Here is a 23,953-nt window from a genome sequence, read left to right as displayed (position 1 = left end):
CAAATTAAAATATAGGAGAGAGCGAATGAACGTATATGGCAGATTAGAAGACGAACCAACTCCAACTTGGATGGGAAGTCAGGATGCTCCAGTAGAAAATGAGGAGCAACTCGAGGTTGAAGCTCGTCAGCCTGCCCGCTTACCATTTTTTAATATCCTCATTTTGAGTACTCTAGTGGTCCTTGTGTCCGTAATTCTACCCTTCTTCTTAGGGTTAATAAGTCCGGAGCAGTCTCAGGATTTTTATATTGGATGGGCTATGCATCAGAGTGGGGATATCTACGCAGATTATTTTGGGACTAGTGGCCTCCTCTATTACTTTTTACAGTATTTAACCAAGGGCAGTATTTTGTTTGCCGTCTTTAATTGGTTAGCCTTAGTAGGTGCCGGATTCTTTCTTTTCCGTTCTGCTTTCAATCTGACTGGACAAGATAAGCAATCGCAACAAGTATTGACAGTCTTTTATGTCCTGGCTAGTGCTCTTAGTTTTGGTGGAGGCTATGCAACTATTCTTGCACTCCCATTCTTGTTTTATGCCTTAAGTTTAGTAACATCTTATTTGGCAGAACCAAGCCTTGACAAAGGATTTATCCGTATTGGAGCTAGCTTAGCTCTAGCATTTTTCTTTGCACCTTTGGTCACAACTTTATACGCCTTTGTCTTGTTTTTTGCTGTAACAGCTTTTAATGTTGGTCGCAATAATTTAGCTCATGGTGTTTATCAATTTTTTGCAGCGGGCCTTGGTTTTTCAATCTTCTTTTATCCAATCGGATATTATACAGCTTATAAAGGCAGTTTCGGAAATGCCATTAGTCAAATCCTCTATCCATTAGATAGTTTAAACTTTACGTCTAACTCAGGATTATTCGACAATATCCTCTTCTATGGATTGTTGTCGATAGGTCTCGGAGTATTGACATTGGCATTGACAGGTCTCTTCAAATATAAACCATTGAAGCAATCGGTCTTATCAATCTCTGCTGCAATAGCTGTCATTTTGGTATTAGTTTTAGAAATTTTTTCTACAGATCTTATCAATGGTAGTCGTATGGTTGAGTTCCTTCCTTTCTTGTCGCTTCTTTTGCTGACACGAATTTCAACAGAGAAGCCAGAAGGAGCGAATCGCCGTAGACGATCTAGAGAAGAAACTTCGGTATGGGGAGCTTTTCTAAAAGGAAATGCCTATCTGCCAATTTTAGCTCTGGCTTACCTATTTTTAGCACCTGTAGTATCACGATATTTGCTCCATGCGGAACAATATCAAGAACGTACAAGCATTGAATCTAAGGTCAAAGGGGAAACTCAAGCTACAGATCGTATCTATGTTTGGGATAATCTGACAAGTAGCTATAAAGCTAGCGAACGCTTGTCAGCTAGTCAGTTGCTATCGCCTAGATTGCATACAGGACTTGATGCAAATCGTACTAAGCTTGTAAATGATCTACGAGATAATCAACCAAAGATGATTGTAGTAAATACAAAAACAACTCTTTGGACAGAAGTTGAGCAGCTTTTAGCTGAAAATTATCAAGCGGTTCAAAGTGAATTCAAAGATTTTAAACTCTATAAATTAAAATAAAAACTATCAATATCTTGTGTAATTTTAAAAAAATTTTATTTTTTGACACAAGATATTGATTTTTATTTTTTTAGTGATATAATACTTTTTAGAATCAATATTATATTTAAGAAAAGGGTATGGATATGATTGTATTGGAAGAGAAGGCTGTCCCTGATCCGACTTTATTCGTCGAAAAGCGTGACGGCAGACGTGTAATTTTTGATGTAGACAAGATTGACAAAGCGCTTCATAAGGCTGCTGAAAAGGTTATGGATGTAACCCCTTTGGTTGAAAAACGACTTAGTACTCTAGTTGAACGTATCGTCGAAGAGATTCATAGCCGTTTCCCACAAGGTGTAAAAATCTATGAAATCCAAAATATCGTAGAACACGAGTTGTTGGAAGCAAAAGAATACGCCTTGGCTGAGGAGTATATCACCTATCGGACTCAAAGGGATTTTGAGCGCTCAAAAGCGACAGATATCAACTTTAGTATTCATAAACTTCTCAGTAAAGATCAGGCAGTTGTCAATGAAAATGCCAATAAGGATAGCGATGTTTTTAATACCCAGCGTGATTTGACTGCAGGGATTGTTGGAAAATCCATCGGACTTCAAATGCTTCCTAAACATGTGGCTAATGCCCATCAAAAAGGGGATATCCACTATCACGATTTGGACTACAGCCCCTACACCCCGATGACCAACTGCTGTCTGATTGATTTCAAGGGCATGTTGGAAAATGGTTTTAAGATTGGGAATGCTGAGGTAGAGAGTCCTAAGTCTATCCAAACTGCGACAGCGCAGATTTCGCAAATCATCGCAAACGTTGCTTCTAGCCAGTACGGGGGCTGTTCAGCTGACCGTATCGATGAAGTCTTGGCTCCTTATGCAGAGAAAAATTACCAAAAACACCTCAAAGATGCAGAGGAATGGGTCCTACCTGATAAACGCGAAGAATATGCTTGGAAGAAAACTCAAAAAGACATCTATGATGCCATGCAATCTTTAGAGTACGAGATTAACACCCTCTTTACCTCAAACGGGCAAACGCCATTTACTTCCCTTGGTTTTGGTCTAGGAACTAGTCGTTTTGAACGCGAAATTCAAAAGGCAATCCTGAGCATTCGTATCAAGGGGCTTGGTTCAGAACACCGTACAGCCATCTTCCCGAAACTTATCTTTACTCTTAAAAGAGGTCTTAACTTAGAGGAAGGCTCTCCTAACTACGACATTAAACAATTGGCTCTCGAGTGTGCAACCAAGCGCATGTATCCAGATGTTTTATCTTATGATAAGATTGTCGAGTTGACAGGTTCTTTCAAGGTTCCGATGGGCTGTCGTTCTTTCCTTCAAGGATGGAAGGATGAAAATGGAGTAGAAGTCAATTCTGGTCGGATGAACCTAGGTGTAGTGACGGTCAATCTTCCTCGTATCGCTCTTGAGTCCGAAGGAGACATGAATAAGTTCTGGGAAATCTTCAATGAGCGTATGAATATCGCGGAAGATGCCTTGGTTTACCGTGTGGAAAGGACCAAGGAAGCAACTCCAGCTAATGCGCCTATCCTTTATCAATACGGAGCTTTTGGACGCCGCCTTGGTAAGGAAGAAAGTGTTGACGAACTCTTTAAGAACCGTCGTGCAACTATTTCTCTGGGTTATATTGGCTTGTACGAAGTAGCGACAGTATTCTTTGGCAACAATTGGGAAACCAATCCAGAAGCCAAGGAATTCACACTGGATATTATTCGAGATATGAAACATCGAGTGGAAGAGTGGTCAGACCAATATGGGTATCACTTCTCTATTTATTCAACACCATCTGAAAGTCTGACAGACCGCTTCTGCCGCTTGGATACAGAGAAGTTTGGCTCTATTCCAGACATCACAGATAAAGAGTACTACACAAATTCCTTCCATTATGATGTCCGCAAAAATCCAACACCTTTTGAAAAATTGGACTTTGAGAAAGTCTACCCAGAAGCGGGTGCATCTGGTGGCTTTATCCACTACTGTGAGTACCCAGTTCTCCAACAAAATCCAAAGGCCTTGGAAGCTGTGTGGGACTATGCATATGACCGTGTAGGTTATCTAGGAACTAATACTCCGATCGACCGCTGTTACAAGTGTGATTTTGAAGGAGATTTTGAACCAACTGAGAGAGGATTTGCTTGTCCTAACTGTGGTAATAATGATCCTAAAACAGTAGATGTTGTTAAACGAACTTGTGGTTATTTAGGGAATCCTCAAGCACGTCCGATGGTTAATGGTCGTCACAAGGAAATTGCTGCGCGTGTCAAACACATGAATGGCTCGACTATTAAAACGGCAGGACATGAAGTAAAGAATTAGAAAGAGATAGCATGGGAAAATATCAGTTAGACGATAAGGGTAAGGCCTTGGTTCAACGATTCCACGAAAAGCATTCAAAGGGTGGAGTCAATAAAAAAGATCGAGTAGCCAGCCTTAGAGAACAATTTTTGAATAAGAACAAGAAAAAGTGAGAGTCCCCTCTCACTTTTCTCATAGCGGGAGGAATACATGGAATTACGCAGACCAACATTGGCAGATAAAGAAACAGTTTTAGAGATGATGGCAGAGTTTGAACAGACTCAATCAGCCCACGATGGTGGGTTTTGGGATGCTGAGAACTTTGATTATGAGAATTGGCTAGAAACTAACCTTAATAAAGAAATGGGAATAAACTTGCCTGAAAATCGCGTTCCATCAATTCAGTTCGTATTGTTTGATGAATCAGGCCATGCTTTAGGTTTTTTGAATCTACGGCTGAGACTAAATGAGGGATTGCTGAATTATGCTGGCCATATTGGCTACTCCATCCGTCCCTCTGAAAGGGGCAAAGGCTACGCCAAAGAATCCCTCCGACAAGGTCTACAAATTGCCAAGGAAAAGAATATCAAGCGAGCGCTTGTGACTTGTAGCACAGAAAATCCAGCCAGCCGAGCTGTTATCTTAGCTAATGGTGGGAAGTTGGAGGATGCTCGAAATGGAACGGAGCGCTACTGGATAGAGTTGGAGTAGAAAGCATGACATGGAATACACCAAAACCAGGCGAGTGGAAGAGTGAAGAGCTTAGTCAGGGGCGTATCATTGACTACAAAGCTTTTAACTTTGTCGATGGGGAAGGAGTACGCAATTCGCTTTATGTAGCAGGATGTATGTTTCACTGTGAAGGTTGCTACAATGTAGCGACCTGGTCATTTAATGCCGGGATTCCTTATACGCTAGAATTAGAAGAACAAATCATGGCAGACTTGGCTCAGCCTTATGTTCAAGGTTTGACTTTATTAGGAGGAGAACCCTTCCTAAATACAGGAATTCTCTTACCTCTCGTAAAACGCATTCGTAAGGAATTGCCAGAGAAAGACATCTGGTCTTGGACTGGCTACACCTGGGAAGAGATGATGTTGGAGACACCTGATAAACTGGAGCTCTTGTCAATGATTGATATCTTGGTTGATGGACGGTATGATAAAAGCAAACGTAATCTCATGCTTCAATTCCGTGGTTCTTCCAATCAACGAATTATCGATGTACAAAAATCCCTCAAAAGTGGGCAAGTGGTGATTTGGGACAAGCTTAACGATGGAAAAGAAAGCTATGAACAGGTGAAGAGAGAATGAAGAAAAAAGACCTAATAGAACAACTGGTCTCAGAGATAGAAACTGGAAAAGTAAGAACACTGGGTATCTACGGCCACGGCGCTTCAGGAAAATCAACTTTTGCTCAAGAATTGTACCAAGCATTGGATGCTGAAAAGGCAAATTTACTAGAAACAGATCCCTATATTACTTCAGGACGATATTTGGTAGTGCCTAAAGAGACACCAGACCAAAAAGTGACAGCATGTTTACCAGTAGCGCATGAGCTGGCAAGTTTACAAAGAGATATTCTTGCTCTGCAAGCGGGTATGGATGTCTTGACAATCGAAGAACCTTGGAAGGCTAGTGAGGTCTTATCGGGAGCAAAATCAATTCTGATAGTCGAAGGGATGTCTGTGGGATTTCTACCAAAGGAACTCTTTGACAAAACTGTATGTTTCTACACGGATGAAGAGACAGAATTAAAGAGGCGTCTAGCTCGAGATACGGCTGTGAGAAATGGCGATGCATCCTTTATATTGGCTAGTCAGCAAATGAGACGAGAACAGTATCTGCAATATTATAAAGAAACCGAGTCAAAAACAGATATCTTGATAAATCAATCGAATGATAAATTTCAGATCGAAACGAATATTATGAATACTATATAGAAGAAAAAATAAAAATTTGCTCTTCATTTATGCTTTTTTGAGATAAGGGGCAATAAGAAAACAGTTTCATCTAAAAAATTTAAAAAATCCTGTCAAATCCCTTGCAATCGCAGGGGCTTTGTGTTATTCTATTATGGTGCTGTAAATTACAGCCTTAGCTTTGATGCAAGAGGTTGCGACACGCTCGGTTGCATTGCCACGCAACGCGCGTCGGTTTTCTTGTGGAGCTAGCCTATTATCTTAAATAGACGAAAAGGAGAAAAAGATGGCAAACAAAAAAATCCGTATCCGTTTGAAAGCTTACGAACACCGTACGCTTGACACAGCGGCTGCAAAAATCGTAGAATCAGCTACTCGTACAGGTGCACAAGTTGCGGGTCCAATCCCACTTCCAACTGAGCGTAGCCTCTACACAATCATTCGTGCGACTCACAAATATAAAGATTCTCGCGAACAATTCGAAATGCGTACACACAAACGTTTGATCGATATCATCAACCCAACTCAAAAAACAGTTGACGCTTTGATGAAATTGGATCTTCCAAGTGGTGTAAACGTAGAAATCAAACTTTAATTTAAAGCTTGATACCTTGAGCATAAAAAACGCTCGTTAAAAACTTTTTGAATAAAAAATATAGAAAAGGAACTATTTTCTCATGACAAAAGGAATCTTAGGGAAAAAAGTGGGAATGACTCAAATCTTCACTGAAGCTGGCGAATTGATCCCTGTAACAGTTATCGAAGCAACTCCAAACGTTGTTCTTCAAGTTAAAACTGTTGAAACAGATGGTTACAACGCTATCCAAGTTGGTTTCGATGACAAACGCGAAGTATTGAGCAACAAACCTGCTAAAGGACATGTAGCAAAAGCTAACACGGCTCCTAAGCGCTTCATTCGTGAATTCAAAAACGTTGAAGGCTTGGAAGTTGGTGCTGAAATCACAGTTGAAACTTTCGCAGCTGGAGACATTGTTGATGTAACTGGTACATCTAAAGGTAAAGGTTTCCAAGGTGTTATCAAACGCCACGGACAATCACGTGGACCTATGGCTCACGGTTCTCGTTACCACCGTCGTCCAGGTTCTATGGGACCTGTTGCACCTAACCGCGTATTCAAAGGTAAAAACCTTGCAGGACGTATGGGTGGAGACCGCGTAACAATTCAAAACCTTGAAGTTGTACAAGTTGTTCCAGAAAAGAACGTTATCCTTATCAAAGGTAACGTACCAGGTGCTAAGAAATCTCTTATCACTATCAAGTCAGCAGTTAAAGCTGGTAAATAATAAGGAAAGGGGAATACAGTCAAAATGGCAAATGTAACATTATTCGACCAAACTGGTAAACAAGCGGGCGAAGTTGTTCTTAACGATGCAATCTTTGGTATCGAACCAAACCAATCTGTTGTGTTTGATGTGATCATCAGCCAACGTGCTAGCCTTCGTCAAGGAACTCACGCAGTTAAAAACCGCTCAGCTGTTTCAGGTGGCGGACGCAAACCATGGCGTCAAAAAGGAACTGGACGTGCTCGTCAAGGTTCTATCCGCTCTCCACAATGGCGTGGTGGTGGAATCGTCTTCGGACCAACTCCACGTAGCTATGCGTACAAACTTCCTCAAAAAGTTCGTCGCCTTGCACTTAAATCTGTTTACTCAGAAAAAGTTGCTGAAAACAAATTTGTAGCCGTTGATTCTCTTGAATTTACAGCTCCAAAAACTGCTGAATTTGCAAAAGTTCTTGCAGCTTTGAGCATCGATTCTAAAGTCCTTGTTATTCTTGAAGAAGGAAACGAATTCGCAGCTCTCTCAGCTCGTAACCTTCCAAACGTGAAAGTTGCGACTGCTACAACTGCAAGTGTTCTTGACATCGCAAATAGTGACAAACTTCTTGTTACTCAAGCAGCTATCTCTAAAATCGAGGAGGTTCTTGCATAATGAATTTGTATGATGTTATCAAAAAACCTGTAATCACTGAAAGCTCAATGGCTCAACTTGAAGCAGGGAAATATGTATTTGAAGTTGACACTCGCGCACACAAACTTTTGATCAAGCAAGCTGTTGAAGCTGCTTTCGAAGGTGTTAAAGTTGCAAATGTTAACACAATCAACGTAAAACCAAAAGCTAAACGCGTTGGACGTTACACTGGTTTTACTAACAAAACTAAAAAAGCTATCATCACTCTTACAGCTGATTCAAAAGCAATCGAGTTGTTTGCAGCTGAAGCTGAATAATCTAAGGAGGAAATATCGTGGGAATTCGTGTTTATAAACCAACAACAAACGGTCGCCGTAATATGACTTCTTTGGATTTCGCTGAAATCACAACAAGCACACCAGAAAAAACGTTGCTTGTTGCTTTGAAGAACAAGGCTGGTCGTAACAACAACGGTCGTATCACTGTTCGTCACCAAGGTGGTGGACACAAACGTTTTTACCGTTTGGTTGACTTCAAACGTAACAAAGACAATGTTGAAGCAGTTGTTAAAACTATCGAGTACGATCCAAACCGTTCTGCAAACATCGCTCTTGTACACTACACTGACGGTGTGAAAGCTTACATCATCGCTCCAAAAGGTCTTGAAGTTGGTCAACGTATCGTTTCAGGTCCAGAAGCAGATATCAAAGTCGGAAACGCTCTTCCACTTGCTAACATCCCAGTTGGTACTTTGATCCACAACATCGAATTGAAACCAGGTCGTGGTGGAGAATTGGTACGTGCTGCTGGAGCTTCTGCTCAAGTATTGGGTCAAGAAGGTAAATACGTTCTTGTTCGTCTTCAATCAGGTGAAGTTCGTATGATTCTTGGAACTTGTCGTGCAACAGTTGGTGTTGTCGGAAACGAACAACATGGACTTGTAAACCTTGGTAAAGCAGGACGTAGCCGTTGGAAAGGTATCCGCCCAACAGTTCGTGGTTCTGTAATGAACCCTAACGATCACCCACACGGTGGTGGTGAAGGTAAAGCACCAGTTGGTCGTAAAGCGCCATCTACTCCATGGGGCAAACCTGCTCTTGGTCTTAAAACTCGTAACAAAAAAGCGAAATCTGACAAACTTATCGTTCGTCGTCGCAACGAGAAATAATTTTAAACTAGTCGCTTAAGTGCTAGATAATCCGCCAGCTCGGTAGCGCTCCTCGTGAGCGCAAGCCGCTGTGGTACTATATTTAAAGGAGAAAATATTAAAATGGGACGCAGTCTTAAAAAAGGACCTTTCGTCGATGAGCATTTGATGAAAAAAGTTGAAGCTCAAGCTAACGACGAAAAGAAAAAAGTTATCAAAACTTGGTCACGTCGTTCAACGATCTTCCCAAGTTTCATTGGTTACACAATCGCAGTTTATGATGGACGTAAACACGTACCTGTTTACATCCAAGAAGACATGGTAGGTCACAAACTTGGTGAATTTGCACCAACTCGTACTTACAAAGGTCACGCCGCAGACGACAAGAAGACACGTAGAAAATAAGGAGAACATAAATGGCAGAAATTACTTCAGCTAAAGCAATGGCTCGCACAGTACGTGTTTCACCTCGTAAATCACGTCTTGTTCTTGACAACATCCGTGGTAAAAGCGTAGCCGATGCAATCGCAATTTTGACATTCACTCCAAACAAAGCTGCTGAAATCATCTTGAAAGTGTTGAACTCAGCTGTAGCTAACGCTGAAAACAACTTTGGTTTGGATAAAGCTAACTTGGTAGTATCTGAAGCATTCGCAAACGAAGGACCAACTATGAAACGTTTCCGTCCACGTGCGAAAGGTTCAGCTTCACCAATCAACAAACGTACAGCTCACATCACAGTAGCTGTTGCAGAAAAATAAGGAGGTAAAATCGTGGGTCAAAAAGTACATCCAATTGGTATGCGTGTCGGCATCATCCGTGATTGGGATGCCAAATGGTATGCTGAAAAAGAATACGCGGATTACCTTCATGAAGATCTTGCAATCCGTAAATTCGTTCAAAAAGAACTTGCTGACGCAGCAGTTTCAACTATTGAAATCGAACGCGCAGTAAACAAAGTTAACGTTTCACTTCACACTGCTAAACCAGGTATGGTTATCGGTAAAGGTGGTGCTAACGTTGATGCACTCCGTGCAAAACTTAACAAATTGACTGGGAAACAAGTACACATCAACATCATCGAAATCAAACAACCTGATTTGGATGCTCACCTTGTTGGTGAAGGAATTGCTCGTCAATTGGAGCAACGTGTTGCTTTCCGTCGTGCACAAAAACAAGCAATCCAACGTGCTATGCGTGCTGGAGCTAAAGGAATCAAAACTCAAGTATCAGGTCGTTTGAACGGTGCAGATATCGCCCGTGCTGAAGGATACTCTGAAGGAACAGTTCCACTTCACACACTTCGCGCTGATATCGATTACGCTTGGGAAGAAGCAGATACTACATACGGTAAACTTGGTGTTAAAGTATGGATCTACCGTGGTGAAGTTCTTCCAGCTCGTAAAAACACTAAAGGAGGTAAATAACCAATGTTAGTACCTAAACGTGTTAAACACCGTCGTGAATTCCGTGGTAAAATGCGCGGTGAAGCTAAAGGTGGAAAAGAAGTGGCATTCGGTGAATACGGTCTTCAAGCTACAACTAGCCACTGGATCACTAACCGCCAAATCGAAGCTGCTCGTATCGCCATGACTCGTTACATGAAACGTGGTGGTAAAGTTTGGATTAAAATCTTCCCACACAAATCATACACAGCTAAAGCTATCGGGGTTCGTATGGGATCTGGTAAAGGGGCACCTGAAGGTTGGGTAGCACCAGTTAAACGTGGTAAAGTAATGTTTGAAGTTGCTGGTGTATCTGAAGAGATCGCTCGCGAAGCGCTTCGTCTTGCAAGCCACAAATTGCCAGTTAAATGTAAATTCGTAAAACGTGAAGCAGAATAAGGAGAAGGCATGAAACTTAATGAAGTAAAAGAATTTGTTAAAGAACTTCGTGGTCTTTCTCAAGAAGAACTCGCGAAGCGCGAAAACGAATTGAAAAAAGAATTGTTTGAACTTCGCTTCCAAGCTGCTACTGGTCAATTAGAACAAACAGCTCGCTTGAAAGAAGTTAAAAAACAAATCGCTCGTATCAAAACAGTTCAATCTGAAGCGAAATAATAGACTAGGGAAGGAGAAATTTCAATGGAACGCAATAATCGTAAAGTTCTTGTTGGACGTGTTGTATCTGACAAAATGGACAAGACAATCACAGTTGTAGTTGAAACAAAACGTAACCACCCAGTCTATGGTAAACGTATTAACTACTCTAAAAAATACAAAGCACATGATGAAAACAATGTTGCCAAAGAAGGCGATATCGTACGTATCATGGAAACTCGCCCGCTTTCAGCTACAAAACGTTTCCGTCTTGTAGAAGTTGTTGAAGAAGCGGTTATCATCTAATCAAGCCTGAAAGGAGAAAACTGAAATGATTCAAACAGAAACTCGTTTGAAAGTCGCAGACAACAGCGGTGCACGCGAAATCTTGACTATCAAAGTTCTTGGTGGTTCTAAACGTAAATTTGCGAACATCGGTGATGTTATTGTGGCATCTGTAAAACAAGCTACTCCTGGTGGTGCGGTTAAAAAAGGTGACGTTGTTAAAGCAGTTATCGTTCGTACTAAATCAGGTGCTCGTCGTGCTGATGGTTCATACATCAAATTTGACGAAAACGCAGCAGTTATCATCCGTGATGACAAAACTCCTCGCGGAACACGTATCTTTGGCCCAGTTGCACGTGAATTGCGTGAAGGTGGCTTCATGAAGATCGTGTCACTTGCTCCAGAAGTACTTTAATCAATAAAAAAACAAACACAGTCCCCTGGCCTAGCCAGGGTGCCCATTGGGCGTAAGAATAAAAGGAGAAAAAAATGTTTGTAAAAAAAGGCGACAAAGTTCGCGTAATCGCTGGTAAAGATAAGGGAACAGAAGCTGTTGTCCTTACTGCCCTTCCAAAAGTAAACAAAGTTATCGTTGAAGGTGTCAATATCGTTAAGAAACACCAACGTCCAACTAACGAACTTCCTCAAGGTGGTATCATCGAGAAGGAAGCAGCTATCCACGTATCAAACGTTCAAGTTTTGGACAAAAATGGTGTAGCTGGTCGTGTTGGTTACAAATTTGTAGACGGTAAAAAAGTTCGCTACAACAAAAAATCAGGCGAAGTGCTTGATTAATCACGAAGGAAAGGAGAAGTATAATGGCAAATCGTTTAAAAGAAAAATATCTTAATGAAGTAGTTCCTGCTTTGACAGAACAATTCAACTACTCATCAGTGATGGCTGTGCCTAAAGTAGATAAAATCGTTTTGAACATGGGTGTTGGTGAAGCTGTATCAAACGCTAAAAGCCTTGAAAAAGCTGCTGAAGAATTGGCGCTTATCTCAGGTCAAAAACCACTTATCACTAAAGCTAAAAAATCAATCGCCGGCTTCCGTCTTCGTGAAGGTGTAGCGATCGGTGCAAAAGTTACCCTTCGTGGTGAACGTATGTACGAATTCTTGGATAAATTGGTTTCAGTATCACTTCCACGTGTGCGTGACTTCCACGGTGTTCCAACAAAATCATTTGATGGACGCGGAAACTACACACTTGGTGTGAAAGAACAATTGATTTTCCCAGAAATTAACTTTGATGACGTTGACAAAACTCGTGGTCTTGACATCGTTATCGTAACTACTGCTAACACTGACGAAGAGTCACGTGCATTGCTTACAGGCCTTGGAATGCCTTTTGCAAAATAATATAGGAGGTATAACTAATGGCTAAAAAATCTATGATTGCTAAGAACAAACGCCCAGCGAAGTTCTCTACTCAAGCATACACTCGCTGTGAACGTTGTGGACGTCCACACTCAGTTTACCGCAAGTTTAAACTTTGCCGTGTTTGCTTCCGTGAATTGGCATATAAAGGTCAAATCCCTGGTGTAACAAAAGCATCTTGGTAATAGCATGATACAAAGAGCGTAACAACCCCAGTAAAAATAGGAGAATTGGTGCAGGAGCGATGCTCCAAAACAAATCTATCTTTTTTGCCCAGGTTGTAGCTCGTGTTCAAATGAGAAATGCTCATTTGTATGTATCAAAACTTTCTGAGCCTAGCTCAATCATTAACTAGCAAGTGCAACTTGCAAACTACTAGTAAGAGGAGAAAAATAAAATGGTTATGACTGACCCAATCGCAGACTTCCTAACTCGTATTCGTAACGCTAACCAAGCAAAACACGAAGTACTTGAAGTACCTGCATCAAACATCAAAAAAGGGATTGCTGAAATCCTTAAACGCGAAGGTTTTGTTAAGAACGTAGAAATCATCGAAGATGACAAACAAGGCATCATCCGTGTATTCCTTAAATACGGAGCAAACGGTGAACGAGTTATCACTAACTTGAAACGTGTTTCTAAACCAGGACTTCGTGTCTACAAAAAACGTGAAGATCTTCCAAAAGTACTTAACGGTCTTGGAATTGCTATCCTTTCAACTTCTGAAGGTTTGCTTACTGATAAAGAAGCTCGCCAAAAGAATGTTGGTGGGGAAGTTATCGCTTACGTTTGGTAATATTTAGCTCCCAATTTCGTTGTGACTCTTCGTTATTGTCTCTTGTCTAACCCAAAGTTATGTCTGCGAGACAATGCCTCGATTCACTTAGAAATTGAGACCTAAACATTAACTTTTAAATCAAAAAGATTTAAACCCCGTGAAAACTGGCCTGAAAAGGCCTGACAATTTAACAGGAGAATAAAAACATGTCACGTATTGGTAATAAAGTTATCGTGTTGCCTGCTGGTGTTGAACTCACTAACAATGACAACGTTGTAACTGTAAAAGGACCTAAAGGAGAACTTACTCGTGAGTTCTCAAAAGATATTGAAATCCGTGTGGAAGGTACTGAAGTAACTCTTCACCGTCCAAACGATTCAAAAGAAATGAAAACTATCCACGGAACTACTCGTGCACTTTTGAACAACATGGTTATTGGTGTTTCAGAAGGATTCAAGAAAGAACTTGAAATGCGTGGGGTTGGTTACCGTGCACAACTTCAAGGAAACAAACTTGTTTTGGCTGTTGGTAAATCACATCCAGACGAAGTTGAAGCTCCAGAAGGAATTACTTTTGAACTTCCAAACCCAACAACAATCGTTGTTAGCGGAATTTCAAAAGAAGTAGTTGGTCAAACAGCTGCTTACGTACGTAGCCTTCGTTCACCAGAACCATACAAAGGTAAAGGTATCCGTTACGTTGGCGAATATGTTCGTCTTAAAGAAGGTAAAACTGGTAAATAATGTTGAGTGGTTGATTATCAACCACCAACCTCATTACCAACTTTGTGCATAGCACACGATTTAAAATTAAAGAGGTGAAAACTGTGATTTCTAAACCAGATAAAAACAAACTCCGCCAAAAACGCCACCGTCGCGTACGCGGAAAACTCTCTGGAACTGCTGATCGCCCACGTTTGAACGTATTCCGTTCTAATACAGGCATCTACGCTCAAGTGATTGATGACGTAGCGGGTGTAACGCTCGCAAGTGCTTCAACTCTTGACAAAGAAGTTTCAAAAGGAACTAAAACTGAACAAGCCGTTGCTGTCGGTAAACTCGTTGCAGAACGTGCAAGTGCTAAAGGTATTTCAGAAGTGGTGTTCGACCGCGGTGGATATCTATATCACGGACGTGTGAAAGCTTTGGCTGATGCAGCTCGTGAAAACGGATTGAAATTCTAATAGGAGGACACTAGAAAATGGCATTTAAAGACAATGCAGTAGAACTTGAAGAACGCGTAGTTGCTGTTAACCGTGTTACAAAAGTTGTTAAAGGTGGACGTCGTCTTCGTTTCGCAGCTCTTGTAGTAGTTGGTGACCGCAATGGTCGTGTAGGATTTGGTACTGGTAAAGCTCAAGAAGTTCCAGAAGCAATCCGCAAAGCAGTAGAAGATGCTAAGAAAAACTTGATCGAAGTTCCTATGGTTGGAACAACAATTCCACATGAAGTTCTTTCAGAATTCGGTGGAGCTAAAGTATTGTTGAAACCTGCTGTAGAAGGTTCTGGAGTTGCCGCAGGTGGTGCAGTTCGTGCCGTTGTGGAATTGGCAGGTGTGGCAGATATTACATCTAAATCACTTGGTTCTAACACTCCAATCAACATTGTTCGCGCAACTGTTGAAGGTTTGAAACAATTGAAACGCGCTGAAGAAGTTGCTGCCCTTCGTGGTATTTCAGTTTCTGATTTGGCATAAGAAAGGGGATAAAATGGCTCAAATTAAAATTACTTTGACTAAGTCTCCAATCGGACGCATTCCATCACAACGTAAAACTGTTGTAGCACTTGGACTTGGCAAATTGAACAGCTCTGTTATTAAAGAAGATAACGCTGCTATCCGTGGTATGATCACTGCAGTATCTCACTTGGTAACAGTTGAAGAAGTAAACTAATGATTGTTTAGGGGATGTGCATAAGACCATCCCCTAAAACTAGATATAGTCATCTTAGATGACTCAGTATAGGCGAGTTGATAGGAGAGACAACCTTTTCTCTCTTATCGGCGCTAGCATTTTACAAAAGAGGAGAAAATATAATGAAACTTCATGAATTGAAACCTGCAGAAGGTTCTCGTAAAACTCGTAACCGTGTTGGTCGTGGTACTTCATCAGGTAACGGTAAAACATCTGGCCGTGGTCAAAAAGGTCAAAAAGCTCGTAGTGGTGGCGGAGTACGCCTTGGTTTTGAAGGTGGACAAACTCCATTGTTCCGTCGTCTTCCAAAACGTGGATTTACTAACATCAACGCTAAAGAGTATGCGATTGTTAACCTTGACCAATTGAACATCTTTGAAGATGGTGCAGAAGTAACTCCAGTTGTTCTTATCGAAGCAGGAATTGTTAAAGCTGAAAAATCAGGTATCAAGATTCTTGGTAACGGTGAGTTGACTAAGAAGTTGACTGTTAAAGCTGCTAAATTCTCTAAATCAGCTGAAGAAGCTATCACTGCTAAAGGTGGTTCAGTTGAAGTCATCTAAGTGAGGTGACCTATGTTTTTTAAATTATTGAGAGAAGCACTCAAAGTTAAGCAGGTTCGATCAAAGATTTTATTTACAATTTTTATCGTATTTGTTTTTCGTATCGGTACTAGTATTACTGTACCGTGGGTAAATGCAAATAGCTTGAACGCTTTGAGTGGACTATCCTTCTTGAATATGTTGAGCTTGGTGTCAGGGAATGCCATGAAAAACTTCTCAGTTTTTGCACTTGGTGTTAGTCCCTACATCACAGCCTCAATCGTCGTCCAACTCTTGCAAATGGATTTATTGCCAAAATTTGTAGAGTGGGGCAAACAAGGGGAAGTAGGTCGTAGAAAGTTAAATCAAGCGACTCGATACATTGCCCTTGTGCTTGCATTTGTTCAATCAGTCGGGATTACTGCTGGTTTTAACGCTCTGTCTGGAGCTAAACTTTTGACTGTACCACTTACACCACAAGTATTCCTTGTAATTGGTGGAATTTTAACCGCGGGAAGCATGATTGTAACCTGGTTGGGAGAGCAAATCACAGATAAGGGATACGGAAATGGTGTTTCAATGATTATCTTTGCAGGGATTGTTGCTTCAATTCCTGATATGATTAAGGGCATCTATGTAGATTACTTTGTCAATGTACCAAGCAGTCGTTTGACATCGTCTCTCATTTTCGTTGCCATCTTAATCATTGCTGTTTTGTTAATTGTTTACTTTACAACTTACGTTGAACAAGCTAAATACAAGATTCCAATTCAGTATACAAAGGTAGCTCAAGGTGCGCCGTCAAGCTCCTATCTTCCATTGAAGATTAACCCTGCTGGGGTTATCCCGGTTATCTTTGCTAGCTCTATTACAGCAGCACCGGCAGCAATTTTACAATTCGTAAGTGCGTCTGGTCTTAATTGGGAATGGGTAAAAACAGCTCAAGAGTTGGTATCTACTTCAACCCCAACAGGTGTTGCTTTGTATGCTCTGTTGATTATTCTCTTTACATTCTTCTATACATTTGTACAGATCAATCCAGAGAAAGCAGCAGAAAATTTACAAAAGAGTGGAGCTTATATCCATGGTGTCCGTCCTGGTAAAGGGACAGAAGAATATATGTCAAAACTTCTTCGTCGTCTCGCAACAGTCGGATCAATCTTCCTAGGTGTGATTTCTATCCTACCTATCGTAGCTAAAGATTTATTTGGTCTTTCAGAAGTTGTTGCTTTTGGGGGAACAAGTTTGCTCATCATTATCTCTACAGGTATTGAAGGAATTAAACAATTGGAAGGTTATCTATTGAAACGTAAGTATGTTGGTTTCTTAGATACAACAGAATAATTGTAATAGAAAATAAAATTCACTATTGCTCAGAGAGTGGAGTGTAAAAATCAAAGACATTGTCAGATTTTTATCTCCTCTCTTCTATTTTGTTTTTAAATAGGAGTTGAAATGAATTTTTGCTTCTATTTAAATACAAAAAAGGAGTTTGAATCATGAATCTTTTGATTATGGGTTTACCTGGTGCAGGTAAAGGGACACAAGCAGCGAAAATTGTTGAACAGTTTCACGTTGCCCACATCTCAACAGGTGACATGTTCCGTGCAGCAATGGCTAACCAAACTGAAATGGGCGTATTAGCTAAGTCTTATATTGATAAAGGCGAATTGGTTCCAGATGAAGTTACAAATGGAATTGTTAAAGAACGTCTTTCTCAAGATGATATTAAAGAAACTGGTTTCTTGTTGGATGGATACCCACGTACAATTGAGCAAGCTCATGCCTTAGATAAAACATTGGCTGAACTTGGAATTAAACTTGAAGGTGTTATCAACATCGAAGTAGATCCATCTTGCCTACTTGAACGTTTGAGTGGTCGTATCATTCATCGTGAAACTGGCGAAACTTTCCATAAAGTATTCAACCCACCAGTTGATTACAAAGAGGAAGATTACTACCAACGTGAAGATGATAAACCTGAGACAGTAAAACGTCGTTTGGATGTCAATATTGCTCAAGGTGAACCAATCATTGCTCACTATCGTGCTAAAGGTCTAGTACATGATATCGAAGGCAACCAAGATATCAATGATGTCTTTAAAGATATCGAAAAGGTATTGACAAATTTGAAATAAAAGCGTTTTTCAGGCTTGCAAAATGTCTTGACAAATGTTATACTGAGTTAGTCTGACTTATAATTGTTGTCTCTGTGTCTAGAGGCATCAAATCGAAATTTAGGGAGGTACTTTTGCGTGGCAAAAGACGATGTGATTGAAGTTGAAGGCAAAGTAGTCGATACGATGCCGAATGCAATGTTTACGGTTGAACTTGAAAATGGACATCAGATTTTAGCAACAGTTTCTGGTAAAATTCGTAAAAACTATATTCGTATTTTAGCGGGAGATCGTGTTACTGTTGAAATGAGTCCATATGACTTGACACGTGGACGTATCACTTACCGCTTTAAATAATCGAAAAACTTGGAGGGATAAGAAATGAAAGTAAGACCATCGGTCAAACCAATTTGCGAATACTGTAAAGTAATTCGTCGTAATGGTCGTGTTATGGTAATTTGCCCAGCAAATCCAAAACACAAACAACGTCAAGGATAAGATAGAAAGGAGAAAACATGGCTCGTATTGCTGGAGTTGATATTCCAAATGACAAACGCGTAGTTATCTCATTGACTTATGTCTATGGTATCGGACTTGCAACATCTCAAAAGATTTTGGCAGCTGCTGGAGTTTCAGAAGATATTCGTGTTCGTGACCTTACATCAGATCAAGAAGATGCTATCCGTCGTGAAGTGGATGCAATTAAAGTTGAAGGTGACCTTCGTCGTGAAGTGAACTTGAACATCAAACGTTTGATGGAAATCGGTTCATACCGTGGTATCCGTCACCGTCGTGGACTTCCTGTCCGTGGACAAAACACTAAAAACAACGCTCGCACTCGTAAAGGTAAAGCTGTTGCGATTGCTGGTAAGAAAAAATAATATAGGAGGTAAAAGTCTTGGCTAAACCAACACGTAAACGTCGTGTGAAAAAGAATATCGAATCTGGTATTGCTCATATTCACGCTACATTTAATAACACTATTGTTATGATTACTGATGTGCATGGTAATGCAATCGCTTGGTCATCAGCTGGTGCTCTTGGTTTCAAAGGTTCTCGTAAATCTACACCATTTGCTGCTCAAATGGCTTCAGAAGCTGCTGCTAAATCTGCACAAGAACACGGTCTTAAATCAGTTGAAGTTACTGTAAAAGGTCCAGGTTCTGGTCGTGAGTCAGCTATTCGTGCTCTTGCTGCCGCTGGTCTTGAAGTAACAGCAATTCGTGATGTGACTCCAGTGCCACACAATGGTGCTCGTCCTCCAAAACGTCGCCGTGTATAATCATTACCTTTACACTGCTTTTCGTTTAAGAGGGAGTAACTAAATGATCGAGTTTGAAAAACCAAATATAACAAAAATTGATGAAAATAAAGATTATGGCAAGTTTGTAATCGAACCACTAGAACGTGGATACGGTACAACACTTGGTAACTCTCTTCGTCGTGTACTTCTTGCTTCTCTTCCAGGAGCAGCTGTTACATCTATCGATATCGATGGAGTATTACATGAATTTGATACAATTCCTGGTGTTCGCGAAGACGTGATGCAAATCATTCTGAACATTAAAGGTATTGCAGTTAAATCATATGTAAAAGACGAAAAGACTATTGAACTTGATGTTGAAGGTCCTGCTGAAGTGACAGCCGGAGATATTTTAACTGATAGTGATATTGAAATCGTAAATCCAGATCATTATCTTTTCACAATCGGAGAAGGTGCTTCATTCAAAGCAACTATGACTGTAAACACTGGTCGTGGCTATGTACCTGCAGATGAAAATAAAAAAGATAATGCCCCAGTTGGAACACTTGCTGTAGATTCTATTTATACACCAGTTACAAAAGTTAACTATCAAGTTGAACCTGCTCGTGTAGGAAGCAATGATGGTTTCGACAAATTAACCCTTGAAATCTTGACAAATGGAACTATTATTCCAGAAGATGCTTTAGGGCTTTCAGCACGTATTTTGACAGAACATCTTGATTTGTTTACAAATCTTACAGAGATTGCAAAATCTGCAGAAGTGATGAAAGAAGCTGATACTGAATCGGACGACCGTATTTTGGAACGTACGATTGAGGAACTTGACTTGTCTGTACGCTCATATAACTGTTTGAAACGTGCTGGTATCAATACTGTGCATGATTTGACAGAAAAATCTGAAGCAGAGATGATGAAAGTAAGAAATCTTGGACGCAAGAGTTTGGAAGAAGTGAAACTCAAACTCATTGATTTGGGTCTTGGATTAAAAGATAAATAAAGGAGGAATACATGGCTTACCGTAAACTAGGACGCACTAGCTCACAACGTAAAGCAATGCTTCGCGATTTGACAACTGACCTTTTGATCAACGAATCAATCGTGACAACTGAAGCTCGTGCTAAAGAAATCCGTAAAACTGTTGAAAAAATGATTACTCTAGGTAAACGTGGTGATTTGCATGCACGTCGTCAAGCTGCTGCTTTCGTACGTAATGAAATCGCATCTGAAAACTATGATGAAGCAACTGATAAGTACACTTCTACTACAGCACTTCAAAAATTGTTCTCAGAAATCGCACCTCGTTACGCAGACCGTAACGGTGGATACACTCGTATCCTTAAAACTGAACCACGTCGTGGTGATGCAGCGCCAATGGCGATCATCGAATTAGTATAAAATCATCAATTTTGTTGAGTGTTATGATGATGGAGCCCTGTGCTCTTAGTCTAGCTCTGGTCTACCGCTAGGACTTTTGTCCTAGCGGGAACACTCATCATAAGATGGTAGGGTAGACGCTTGTTTACGAAATTGTTTTTCTTTTAAGAACAATTTCGTAAGCAGGCGTTTTTTAGTTTTTTTGAAATAAATGTGCTATACTGAGAAAAAAGAAAAATTTAGATATGGTTATTTTTCTATGATTTCAAAGATGGAGGACCGATATGAAAGCTATTATAACTGTGGTTGGAAAAGATAAGGGTGGTATTGTTGCAGGTGTTGCGACTAAGATTGCTGAATTAGGATTAAATATTGATGATATTTCACAAACTGTCTTGGATGAGTTCTTTACCATGATGGCTGTAGTATCCAGTGATGAAAAACAAGATTTTACTCAACTAAGAAATGAGTTTGAAGCTTTTGGACAGACTTTGAATGTCAAAATCAATATTCAGAGCGCGGCTATTTTCGATGCTATGTACAATATCTAGGAGGTGCTTATGGATATTAGACAAGTTACCGAGACTATTGCAATGATTGAAGAGCAGAATTTTGATATTCGTACCATTACTATGGGAATTTCTCTTCTTGATTGTATTGATCCAGATATTGATAAGGCTGCAGATAAAATATATGAAAAAGTTACGACCAAGGCGGCAAATTTAGTGGCTGTCGGTGATGAAATTGCTGCTGAGTTAGGTATACCTATTGTCAATAAACGTGTATCAGTAACACCGATTTCTCTAATTGGTGCTGCTACAGATGCAACGGACTATGTACCATTAGCCAAAGCTTTAGATAGAGCAGCAAAAGAAATTGGTGTAGATTTTATTGGGGGTTTTTCTGCCTTAGTTCAGAAAGGCTACCAAAAAGGAGACGAAATACTCATCAACTCGATTCCGCGTGCCTTAGCTGAAACTGATAAAGTTTGCTCTTCTGTCAATATCGGTTCAACCAAGTCAGGAATCAACATGACTGCTGTAGCTGATATGGGTCGAATTATCAAGGAAACTGCTAGTCTTTCTGATATGGGAGCTGCTAAATTAGTTGTATTTGCCAATGCAGTTGAAGACAATCCTTTTATGGCCGGAGCCTTTCATGGTGTTGGTGAAGCTGATGTTATTATCAATGTAGGTGTTTCAGGTCCTGGTGTAGTCAAACGTGCTTTAGAAAAAGTTCGTGGGGAAAGCTTTGATGTAGTTGCTGAAACTGTTAAAAAGACAGCCTTTAAGATTACTCGGATTGGTCAATTAGTTGGCCAGATGGCTAGTGAAAGACTAGGTGTTGATTTTGGGATTGTTGATTTGAGTTTAGCGCCTACTCCTGCAGTGGGGGATTCTGTAGCTCGGGTTCTCGAAGAAATGGGTCTCGAAACAGTTGGGACTCATGGGACGACTGCCGCTTTAGCTCTTTTAAATGACCAAGTAAAAAAAGGCGGAGTAATGGCTTGCAACCAAGTCGGTGGTCTGTCAGGTGCTTTCATCCCAGTTTCAGAAGATGAGGGTATGATAGCAGCAGTGCAAAATGGTTCCCTAAATCTTGAGAAATTAGAAGCCATGACAGCTATCTGTTCAGTTGGGTTGGATATGATTGCTATTCCAGAAGATACCCCGGCAGAAACGATTGCGGCTATGATTGCGGATGAGGCAGCAATTGGTGTTATTAATATGAAAACCACAGCTGTCCGTATTATTCCAAAGGGTAAAGAAGGCGACATGATTGAATTTGGCGGTCTCTTGGGAACTGCTCCAGTTATGAAAGTCAATGGAGCTTCTTCGGCTGATTTCATTGCTCGTGGAGGACAGATTCCAGCTCCAATTCATAGTTTTAAAAATTAATAAAAGAATAAAATGATTTAAGTTCAATTTAAGGATAAGTGTGTATACTCTAATCATTAAATAAAGACCTCCTAACTTTATTTAATAGAAATCCTAAACTTTTTCATAATAATCTCCTACAAAAGTCGCTCGTAAGAGTGGCTTTTGTTTTGTATTCTCAAAAAAACTAGTAAAATATCATTGATTCTGGTCAAATTTTTTAAGAATGGCTACTTTTTTCGAAGCCAAACCAGCCTAAAACCTTGCCATGATTGGCTTTTTGAAATTTTATGGTATAATAGTAGTAGTTTTATTAGATGGAGTATGATTTTTGAGAAAAAGCTTTCGTGTAAAAAAAGAGAAAGATTTCGACGCCATATTTAAAAAGGGAGCAAGTGTAGCTAATCGAAAATTTGTTATTTATCGATTAGAAAACAATGAAACACATTTTCGAGTAGGTTTATCAGTCAGTAAGAAGTTAGGAAATGCTGTGACAAGAAACCAAATCAAGAGAAGAATCCGGCATGTTCTCATTCAAAATAGCAATCAAATTGTTGATAATGTCGATTTTGTTGTGATTGCTCGAAAAGGCGTTGAACTACTAGAATATGCAGAAATTGAAAAAAATTTACTTCATGTTTTGAGATTAGCAAAGATTTACCAGGAAGGAAATAAGAGTGAAGAAGAAATTACAATTGACTAGTTTGTTAGGTTTGTCCTTGTTGGTAATGACTGCTTGTGCAACTAGTGAAGTGTCTGCTGATTCGGCAGACTTTTGGAGTAAACTTGTTTATTTTTTTGCTGAAACCATTCGATTTTTGTCATTTGATGTCAGCATTGGTTTAGGGATTATTCTTTTCACGGTTTTGATTAGAACAATACTGTTACCAGTCTTTCAAACACAAATGGTGGCTTCCAGAAAAATGCAAGAGGCGCAACCTCTTATCAAAGAATTGCGCGAACGTTATCCAGGTCGCGACATGGAAAGTCGTACTAAGCTAGATCAGGAAACACGTAAATTATTTAAAGAATTAGGCATTAAGCAATCCGCATCCTTCTGGCCGCTTTTAATTCAAATGCCAATTCTATTGGCTCTTTTCCAAGCTTTATCAAACGTAGATTTTTTGAAGACAGGCCACTTTTTATGGTTCAATCTAGGTGGAGCTGATACCACTTTCGTACTACCTATTTTAGCTGCCCTATTCACCTTCCTCAGTAGCTGGCTTTCAAACAAAGCCTTGCCTGAGAAAAATGGTGCGATGACAGGTATGATGTATGGGATGCCTGTTATTATCTTCTTTTTTGCAATATCTGCTCCAAGTGGTGTCGCTCTTTACTGGGCGGTGTCAAATGCTTATCAAGTATTGCAAACTTACCTTTTGAACAATCCCTTCAAAATTATTGCAGAGCGTGAAGCAGATGTGCAAGCTAAGAAGGATTTAGAAGTTAAGAAAAGAAAAGCTCTAAAGAAAGCACAGAAAAAGAAAAAGTAAGGA

General features: G+C 40.1%; 39 protein-coding genes. All 39 read left to right on the top strand.

Going from position 1 to position 23,953, the window contains the following annotated elements; all coding sequences use genetic code 11:
- Positions 1 to 25 precede the first annotated feature (25 nt).
- The 39 genes from QM419_RS07205 to QM419_RS07015 all read left to right on the top strand — a co-directional run bounded on the left by QM419_RS07205 (position 26) and on the right by QM419_RS07015 (position 23,950).
- Positions 26 to 1,579 carry a damage-inducible protein CinA gene (locus tag QM419_RS07205; protein ID WP_414278338.1) on the top strand — a complete coding sequence of 518 codons (1,554 nt, stop codon included), beginning with the start codon at positions 26 to 28 and terminating at the stop codon, positions 1,577 to 1,579.
- Between the two features lie 125 nt (positions 1,580 to 1,704).
- Positions 1,705 to 3,912, top strand: a complete 2,208-nt coding sequence (gene nrdD, locus QM419_RS07200; RefSeq protein ID WP_414278389.1) for an anaerobic ribonucleoside-triphosphate reductase — start codon at positions 1,705 to 1,707, stop codon at positions 3,910 to 3,912.
- An 11-nt stretch (positions 3,913 to 3,923) separates the two neighbouring features.
- Positions 3,924 to 4,064 (top strand): hypothetical protein, encoded by a 141-nt coding sequence (locus tag QM419_RS07195; protein ID WP_000521611.1) that lies wholly within the window; start codon positions 3,924 to 3,926, stop codon positions 4,062 to 4,064.
- A gap of 37 nt (positions 4,065 to 4,101) precedes the next feature.
- Positions 4,102 to 4,602, top strand: coding sequence for a GNAT family N-acetyltransferase (locus QM419_RS07190; RefSeq protein ID WP_414278337.1), 501 nt, complete (start codon positions 4,102 to 4,104; stop codon positions 4,600 to 4,602).
- 5 nt (positions 4,603 to 4,607) lie between these two features.
- A complete protein-coding gene (gene nrdG, locus QM419_RS07185) occupies positions 4,608 to 5,204 on the top strand; it encodes an anaerobic ribonucleoside-triphosphate reductase activating protein (protein ID WP_414278336.1) in 597 nt (198 codons plus the stop codon).
- On the top strand, positions 5,201 to 5,833 hold the full coding sequence (locus tag QM419_RS07180; protein ID WP_414278335.1) for a uridine kinase family protein: 633 nt from the start codon (positions 5,201 to 5,203) through the stop codon (positions 5,831 to 5,833). The genes nrdG and QM419_RS07180 overlap by 4 nt, the downstream gene beginning before the upstream one ends.
- A 265-nt stretch (positions 5,834 to 6,098) precedes the next feature.
- On the top strand, positions 6,099 to 6,407 hold the full coding sequence (gene rpsJ, locus QM419_RS07175; protein WP_003009585.1) for a 30S ribosomal protein S10: 309 nt from the start codon (positions 6,099 to 6,101) through the stop codon (positions 6,405 to 6,407).
- 82 nt (positions 6,408 to 6,489) lie between these two features.
- Positions 6,490 to 7,116 carry a 50S ribosomal protein L3 gene (gene rplC / locus QM419_RS07170; protein ID WP_004251088.1) on the top strand — a complete coding sequence of 209 codons (627 nt, stop codon included), beginning with the start codon at positions 6,490 to 6,492 and terminating at the stop codon, positions 7,114 to 7,116.
- Positions 7,117 to 7,140: 24 nt separating this feature from the next.
- Positions 7,141 to 7,764, top strand: coding sequence for a 50S ribosomal protein L4 (rplD, locus tag QM419_RS07165; RefSeq protein ID WP_000024549.1), 624 nt, complete (start codon positions 7,141 to 7,143; stop codon positions 7,762 to 7,764).
- A complete protein-coding gene (locus QM419_RS07160; protein ID WP_001055347.1) occupies positions 7,764 to 8,060 on the top strand; it encodes a 50S ribosomal protein L23 in 297 nt (98 codons plus the stop codon). The genes rplD and QM419_RS07160 overlap by 1 nt, the downstream gene beginning before the upstream one ends.
- A 17-nt stretch (positions 8,061 to 8,077) precedes the next feature.
- Complete coding sequence (gene rplB / locus QM419_RS07155) at positions 8,078 to 8,911, top strand: 50S ribosomal protein L2 (protein ID WP_006144707.1); 834 nt, start codon at positions 8,078 to 8,080, stop codon at positions 8,909 to 8,911.
- A 102-nt stretch (positions 8,912 to 9,013) separates the two neighbouring features.
- Positions 9,014 to 9,295 (top strand): 30S ribosomal protein S19, encoded by a 282-nt coding sequence (gene rpsS / locus QM419_RS07150; RefSeq protein ID WP_000533766.1) that lies wholly within the window; start codon positions 9,014 to 9,016, stop codon positions 9,293 to 9,295.
- 11 nt (positions 9,296 to 9,306) lie between these two features.
- Positions 9,307 to 9,651, top strand: a complete 345-nt coding sequence (gene rplV / locus QM419_RS07145) for a 50S ribosomal protein L22 (protein ID WP_000818137.1) — start codon at positions 9,307 to 9,309, stop codon at positions 9,649 to 9,651.
- A gap of 12 nt (positions 9,652 to 9,663) precedes the next feature.
- Positions 9,664 to 10,317, top strand: a complete 654-nt coding sequence (gene rpsC / locus QM419_RS07140) for a 30S ribosomal protein S3 (RefSeq protein WP_000529936.1) — start codon at positions 9,664 to 9,666, stop codon at positions 10,315 to 10,317.
- A gap of 3 nt (positions 10,318 to 10,320) precedes the next feature.
- A complete protein-coding gene (gene rplP, locus QM419_RS07135; RefSeq protein WP_000960948.1) occupies positions 10,321 to 10,734 on the top strand; it encodes a 50S ribosomal protein L16 in 414 nt (137 codons plus the stop codon).
- A 9-nt stretch (positions 10,735 to 10,743) separates the two neighbouring features.
- Positions 10,744 to 10,950 (top strand): 50S ribosomal protein L29, encoded by a 207-nt coding sequence (gene rpmC / locus QM419_RS07130; protein WP_000772918.1) that lies wholly within the window; start codon positions 10,744 to 10,746, stop codon positions 10,948 to 10,950.
- A 24-nt stretch (positions 10,951 to 10,974) separates the two neighbouring features.
- The gene (gene rpsQ / locus QM419_RS07125; protein ID WP_000440801.1) at positions 10,975 to 11,235 is read left to right on the top strand and encodes a 30S ribosomal protein S17; all 261 of its coding nucleotides are present in this window, start codon (positions 10,975 to 10,977) and stop codon (positions 11,233 to 11,235) included.
- A 25-nt stretch (positions 11,236 to 11,260) separates the two neighbouring features.
- The gene (rplN, locus tag QM419_RS07120) at positions 11,261 to 11,629 is read left to right on the top strand and encodes a 50S ribosomal protein L14 (protein ID WP_000616547.1); all 369 of its coding nucleotides are present in this window, start codon (positions 11,261 to 11,263) and stop codon (positions 11,627 to 11,629) included.
- A gap of 74 nt (positions 11,630 to 11,703) precedes the next feature.
- The gene (rplX, locus tag QM419_RS07115; protein WP_000497691.1) at positions 11,704 to 12,009 is read left to right on the top strand and encodes a 50S ribosomal protein L24; all 306 of its coding nucleotides are present in this window, start codon (positions 11,704 to 11,706) and stop codon (positions 12,007 to 12,009) included.
- A 23-nt stretch (positions 12,010 to 12,032) separates the two neighbouring features.
- Positions 12,033 to 12,575 carry a 50S ribosomal protein L5 gene (gene rplE, locus QM419_RS07110; protein WP_000013542.1) on the top strand — a complete coding sequence of 181 codons (543 nt, stop codon included), beginning with the start codon at positions 12,033 to 12,035 and terminating at the stop codon, positions 12,573 to 12,575.
- Positions 12,576 to 12,592: 17 nt separating this feature from the next.
- Complete coding sequence (locus QM419_RS07105; protein WP_001085699.1) at positions 12,593 to 12,778, top strand: type Z 30S ribosomal protein S14; 186 nt, start codon at positions 12,593 to 12,595, stop codon at positions 12,776 to 12,778.
- A 212-nt stretch (positions 12,779 to 12,990) separates the two neighbouring features.
- Positions 12,991 to 13,389 carry a 30S ribosomal protein S8 gene (gene rpsH / locus QM419_RS07100; protein ID WP_004251095.1) on the top strand — a complete coding sequence of 133 codons (399 nt, stop codon included), beginning with the start codon at positions 12,991 to 12,993 and terminating at the stop codon, positions 13,387 to 13,389.
- 188 nt (positions 13,390 to 13,577) lie between these two features.
- Positions 13,578 to 14,114: a 50S ribosomal protein L6 gene (rplF, locus tag QM419_RS07095; RefSeq protein WP_045613177.1), complete on the top strand. Its 537-nt coding sequence runs from the start codon at positions 13,578 to 13,580 to the stop codon at positions 14,112 to 14,114.
- Between the two features lie 83 nt (positions 14,115 to 14,197).
- On the top strand, positions 14,198 to 14,554 hold the full coding sequence (gene rplR / locus QM419_RS07090) for a 50S ribosomal protein L18 (RefSeq protein ID WP_004251098.1): 357 nt from the start codon (positions 14,198 to 14,200) through the stop codon (positions 14,552 to 14,554).
- A 17-nt stretch (positions 14,555 to 14,571) separates the two neighbouring features.
- On the top strand, positions 14,572 to 15,066 hold the full coding sequence (gene rpsE, locus QM419_RS07085; protein WP_004251100.1) for a 30S ribosomal protein S5: 495 nt from the start codon (positions 14,572 to 14,574) through the stop codon (positions 15,064 to 15,066).
- Between the two features lie 13 nt (positions 15,067 to 15,079).
- Positions 15,080 to 15,262, top strand: a complete 183-nt coding sequence (rpmD, locus tag QM419_RS07080; protein WP_000057241.1) for a 50S ribosomal protein L30 — start codon at positions 15,080 to 15,082, stop codon at positions 15,260 to 15,262.
- 143 nt (positions 15,263 to 15,405) lie between these two features.
- Positions 15,406 to 15,846, top strand: a complete 441-nt coding sequence (gene rplO, locus QM419_RS07075; RefSeq protein WP_195183501.1) for a 50S ribosomal protein L15 — start codon at positions 15,406 to 15,408, stop codon at positions 15,844 to 15,846.
- Between the two features lie 12 nt (positions 15,847 to 15,858).
- Positions 15,859 to 17,169, top strand: a complete 1,311-nt coding sequence (secY, locus tag QM419_RS07070; RefSeq protein WP_214262802.1) for a preprotein translocase subunit SecY — start codon at positions 15,859 to 15,861, stop codon at positions 17,167 to 17,169.
- Between the two features lie 155 nt (positions 17,170 to 17,324).
- The gene (locus QM419_RS07065) at positions 17,325 to 17,963 is read left to right on the top strand and encodes an adenylate kinase (protein WP_004251114.1); all 639 of its coding nucleotides are present in this window, start codon (positions 17,325 to 17,327) and stop codon (positions 17,961 to 17,963) included.
- A 117-nt stretch (positions 17,964 to 18,080) separates the two neighbouring features.
- Positions 18,081 to 18,299, top strand: a complete 219-nt coding sequence (gene infA, locus QM419_RS07060) for a translation initiation factor IF-1 (protein WP_001029883.1) — start codon at positions 18,081 to 18,083, stop codon at positions 18,297 to 18,299.
- Positions 18,300 to 18,323: 24 nt separating this feature from the next.
- On the top strand, positions 18,324 to 18,440 hold the full coding sequence (rpmJ, locus tag QM419_RS07055) for a 50S ribosomal protein L36 (RefSeq protein ID WP_001808836.1): 117 nt from the start codon (positions 18,324 to 18,326) through the stop codon (positions 18,438 to 18,440).
- 17 nt (positions 18,441 to 18,457) lie between these two features.
- Positions 18,458 to 18,823, top strand: coding sequence for a 30S ribosomal protein S13 (gene rpsM / locus QM419_RS07050; RefSeq protein WP_004251117.1), 366 nt, complete (start codon positions 18,458 to 18,460; stop codon positions 18,821 to 18,823).
- A gap of 17 nt (positions 18,824 to 18,840) precedes the next feature.
- On the top strand, positions 18,841 to 19,224 hold the full coding sequence (gene rpsK, locus QM419_RS07045) for a 30S ribosomal protein S11 (RefSeq protein WP_001118385.1): 384 nt from the start codon (positions 18,841 to 18,843) through the stop codon (positions 19,222 to 19,224).
- 43 nt (positions 19,225 to 19,267) lie between these two features.
- Positions 19,268 to 20,203, top strand: coding sequence for a DNA-directed RNA polymerase subunit alpha (locus QM419_RS07040; protein WP_004251121.1), 936 nt, complete (start codon positions 19,268 to 19,270; stop codon positions 20,201 to 20,203).
- A gap of 11 nt (positions 20,204 to 20,214) precedes the next feature.
- Positions 20,215 to 20,601 (top strand): 50S ribosomal protein L17, encoded by a 387-nt coding sequence (gene rplQ, locus QM419_RS07035; RefSeq protein ID WP_004251124.1) that lies wholly within the window; start codon positions 20,215 to 20,217, stop codon positions 20,599 to 20,601.
- A gap of 263 nt (positions 20,602 to 20,864) precedes the next feature.
- Positions 20,865 to 21,131 carry an ACT domain-containing protein gene (locus QM419_RS07030; RefSeq protein ID WP_024054117.1) on the top strand — a complete coding sequence of 89 codons (267 nt, stop codon included), beginning with the start codon at positions 20,865 to 20,867 and terminating at the stop codon, positions 21,129 to 21,131.
- A gap of 9 nt (positions 21,132 to 21,140) precedes the next feature.
- Positions 21,141 to 22,478, top strand: coding sequence for a PFL family protein (locus QM419_RS07025; RefSeq protein WP_414278334.1), 1,338 nt, complete (start codon positions 21,141 to 21,143; stop codon positions 22,476 to 22,478).
- A 310-nt stretch (positions 22,479 to 22,788) separates the two neighbouring features.
- Positions 22,789 to 23,160 (top strand): ribonuclease P protein component, encoded by a 372-nt coding sequence (gene rnpA, locus QM419_RS07020; protein WP_178895568.1) that lies wholly within the window; start codon positions 22,789 to 22,791, stop codon positions 23,158 to 23,160.
- Positions 23,135 to 23,950 (top strand): YidC/Oxa1 family membrane protein insertase, encoded by an 816-nt coding sequence (locus tag QM419_RS07015; RefSeq protein ID WP_004251132.1) that lies wholly within the window; start codon positions 23,135 to 23,137, stop codon positions 23,948 to 23,950. The genes rnpA and QM419_RS07015 overlap by 26 nt, the downstream gene beginning before the upstream one ends.
- The last annotated feature ends 3 nt before the right edge of the window (positions 23,951 to 23,953 follow it).

Source organism: Streptococcus infantis (assembly GCF_047464715.1).
Taxonomy (GTDB): domain Bacteria; phylum Bacillota; class Bacilli; order Lactobacillales; family Streptococcaceae; genus Streptococcus; species Streptococcus infantis_S.
The sequence above is the reverse complement of the archived record's forward strand: the minus strand, read 5'-3'. Positions and strand labels throughout refer to the sequence as shown.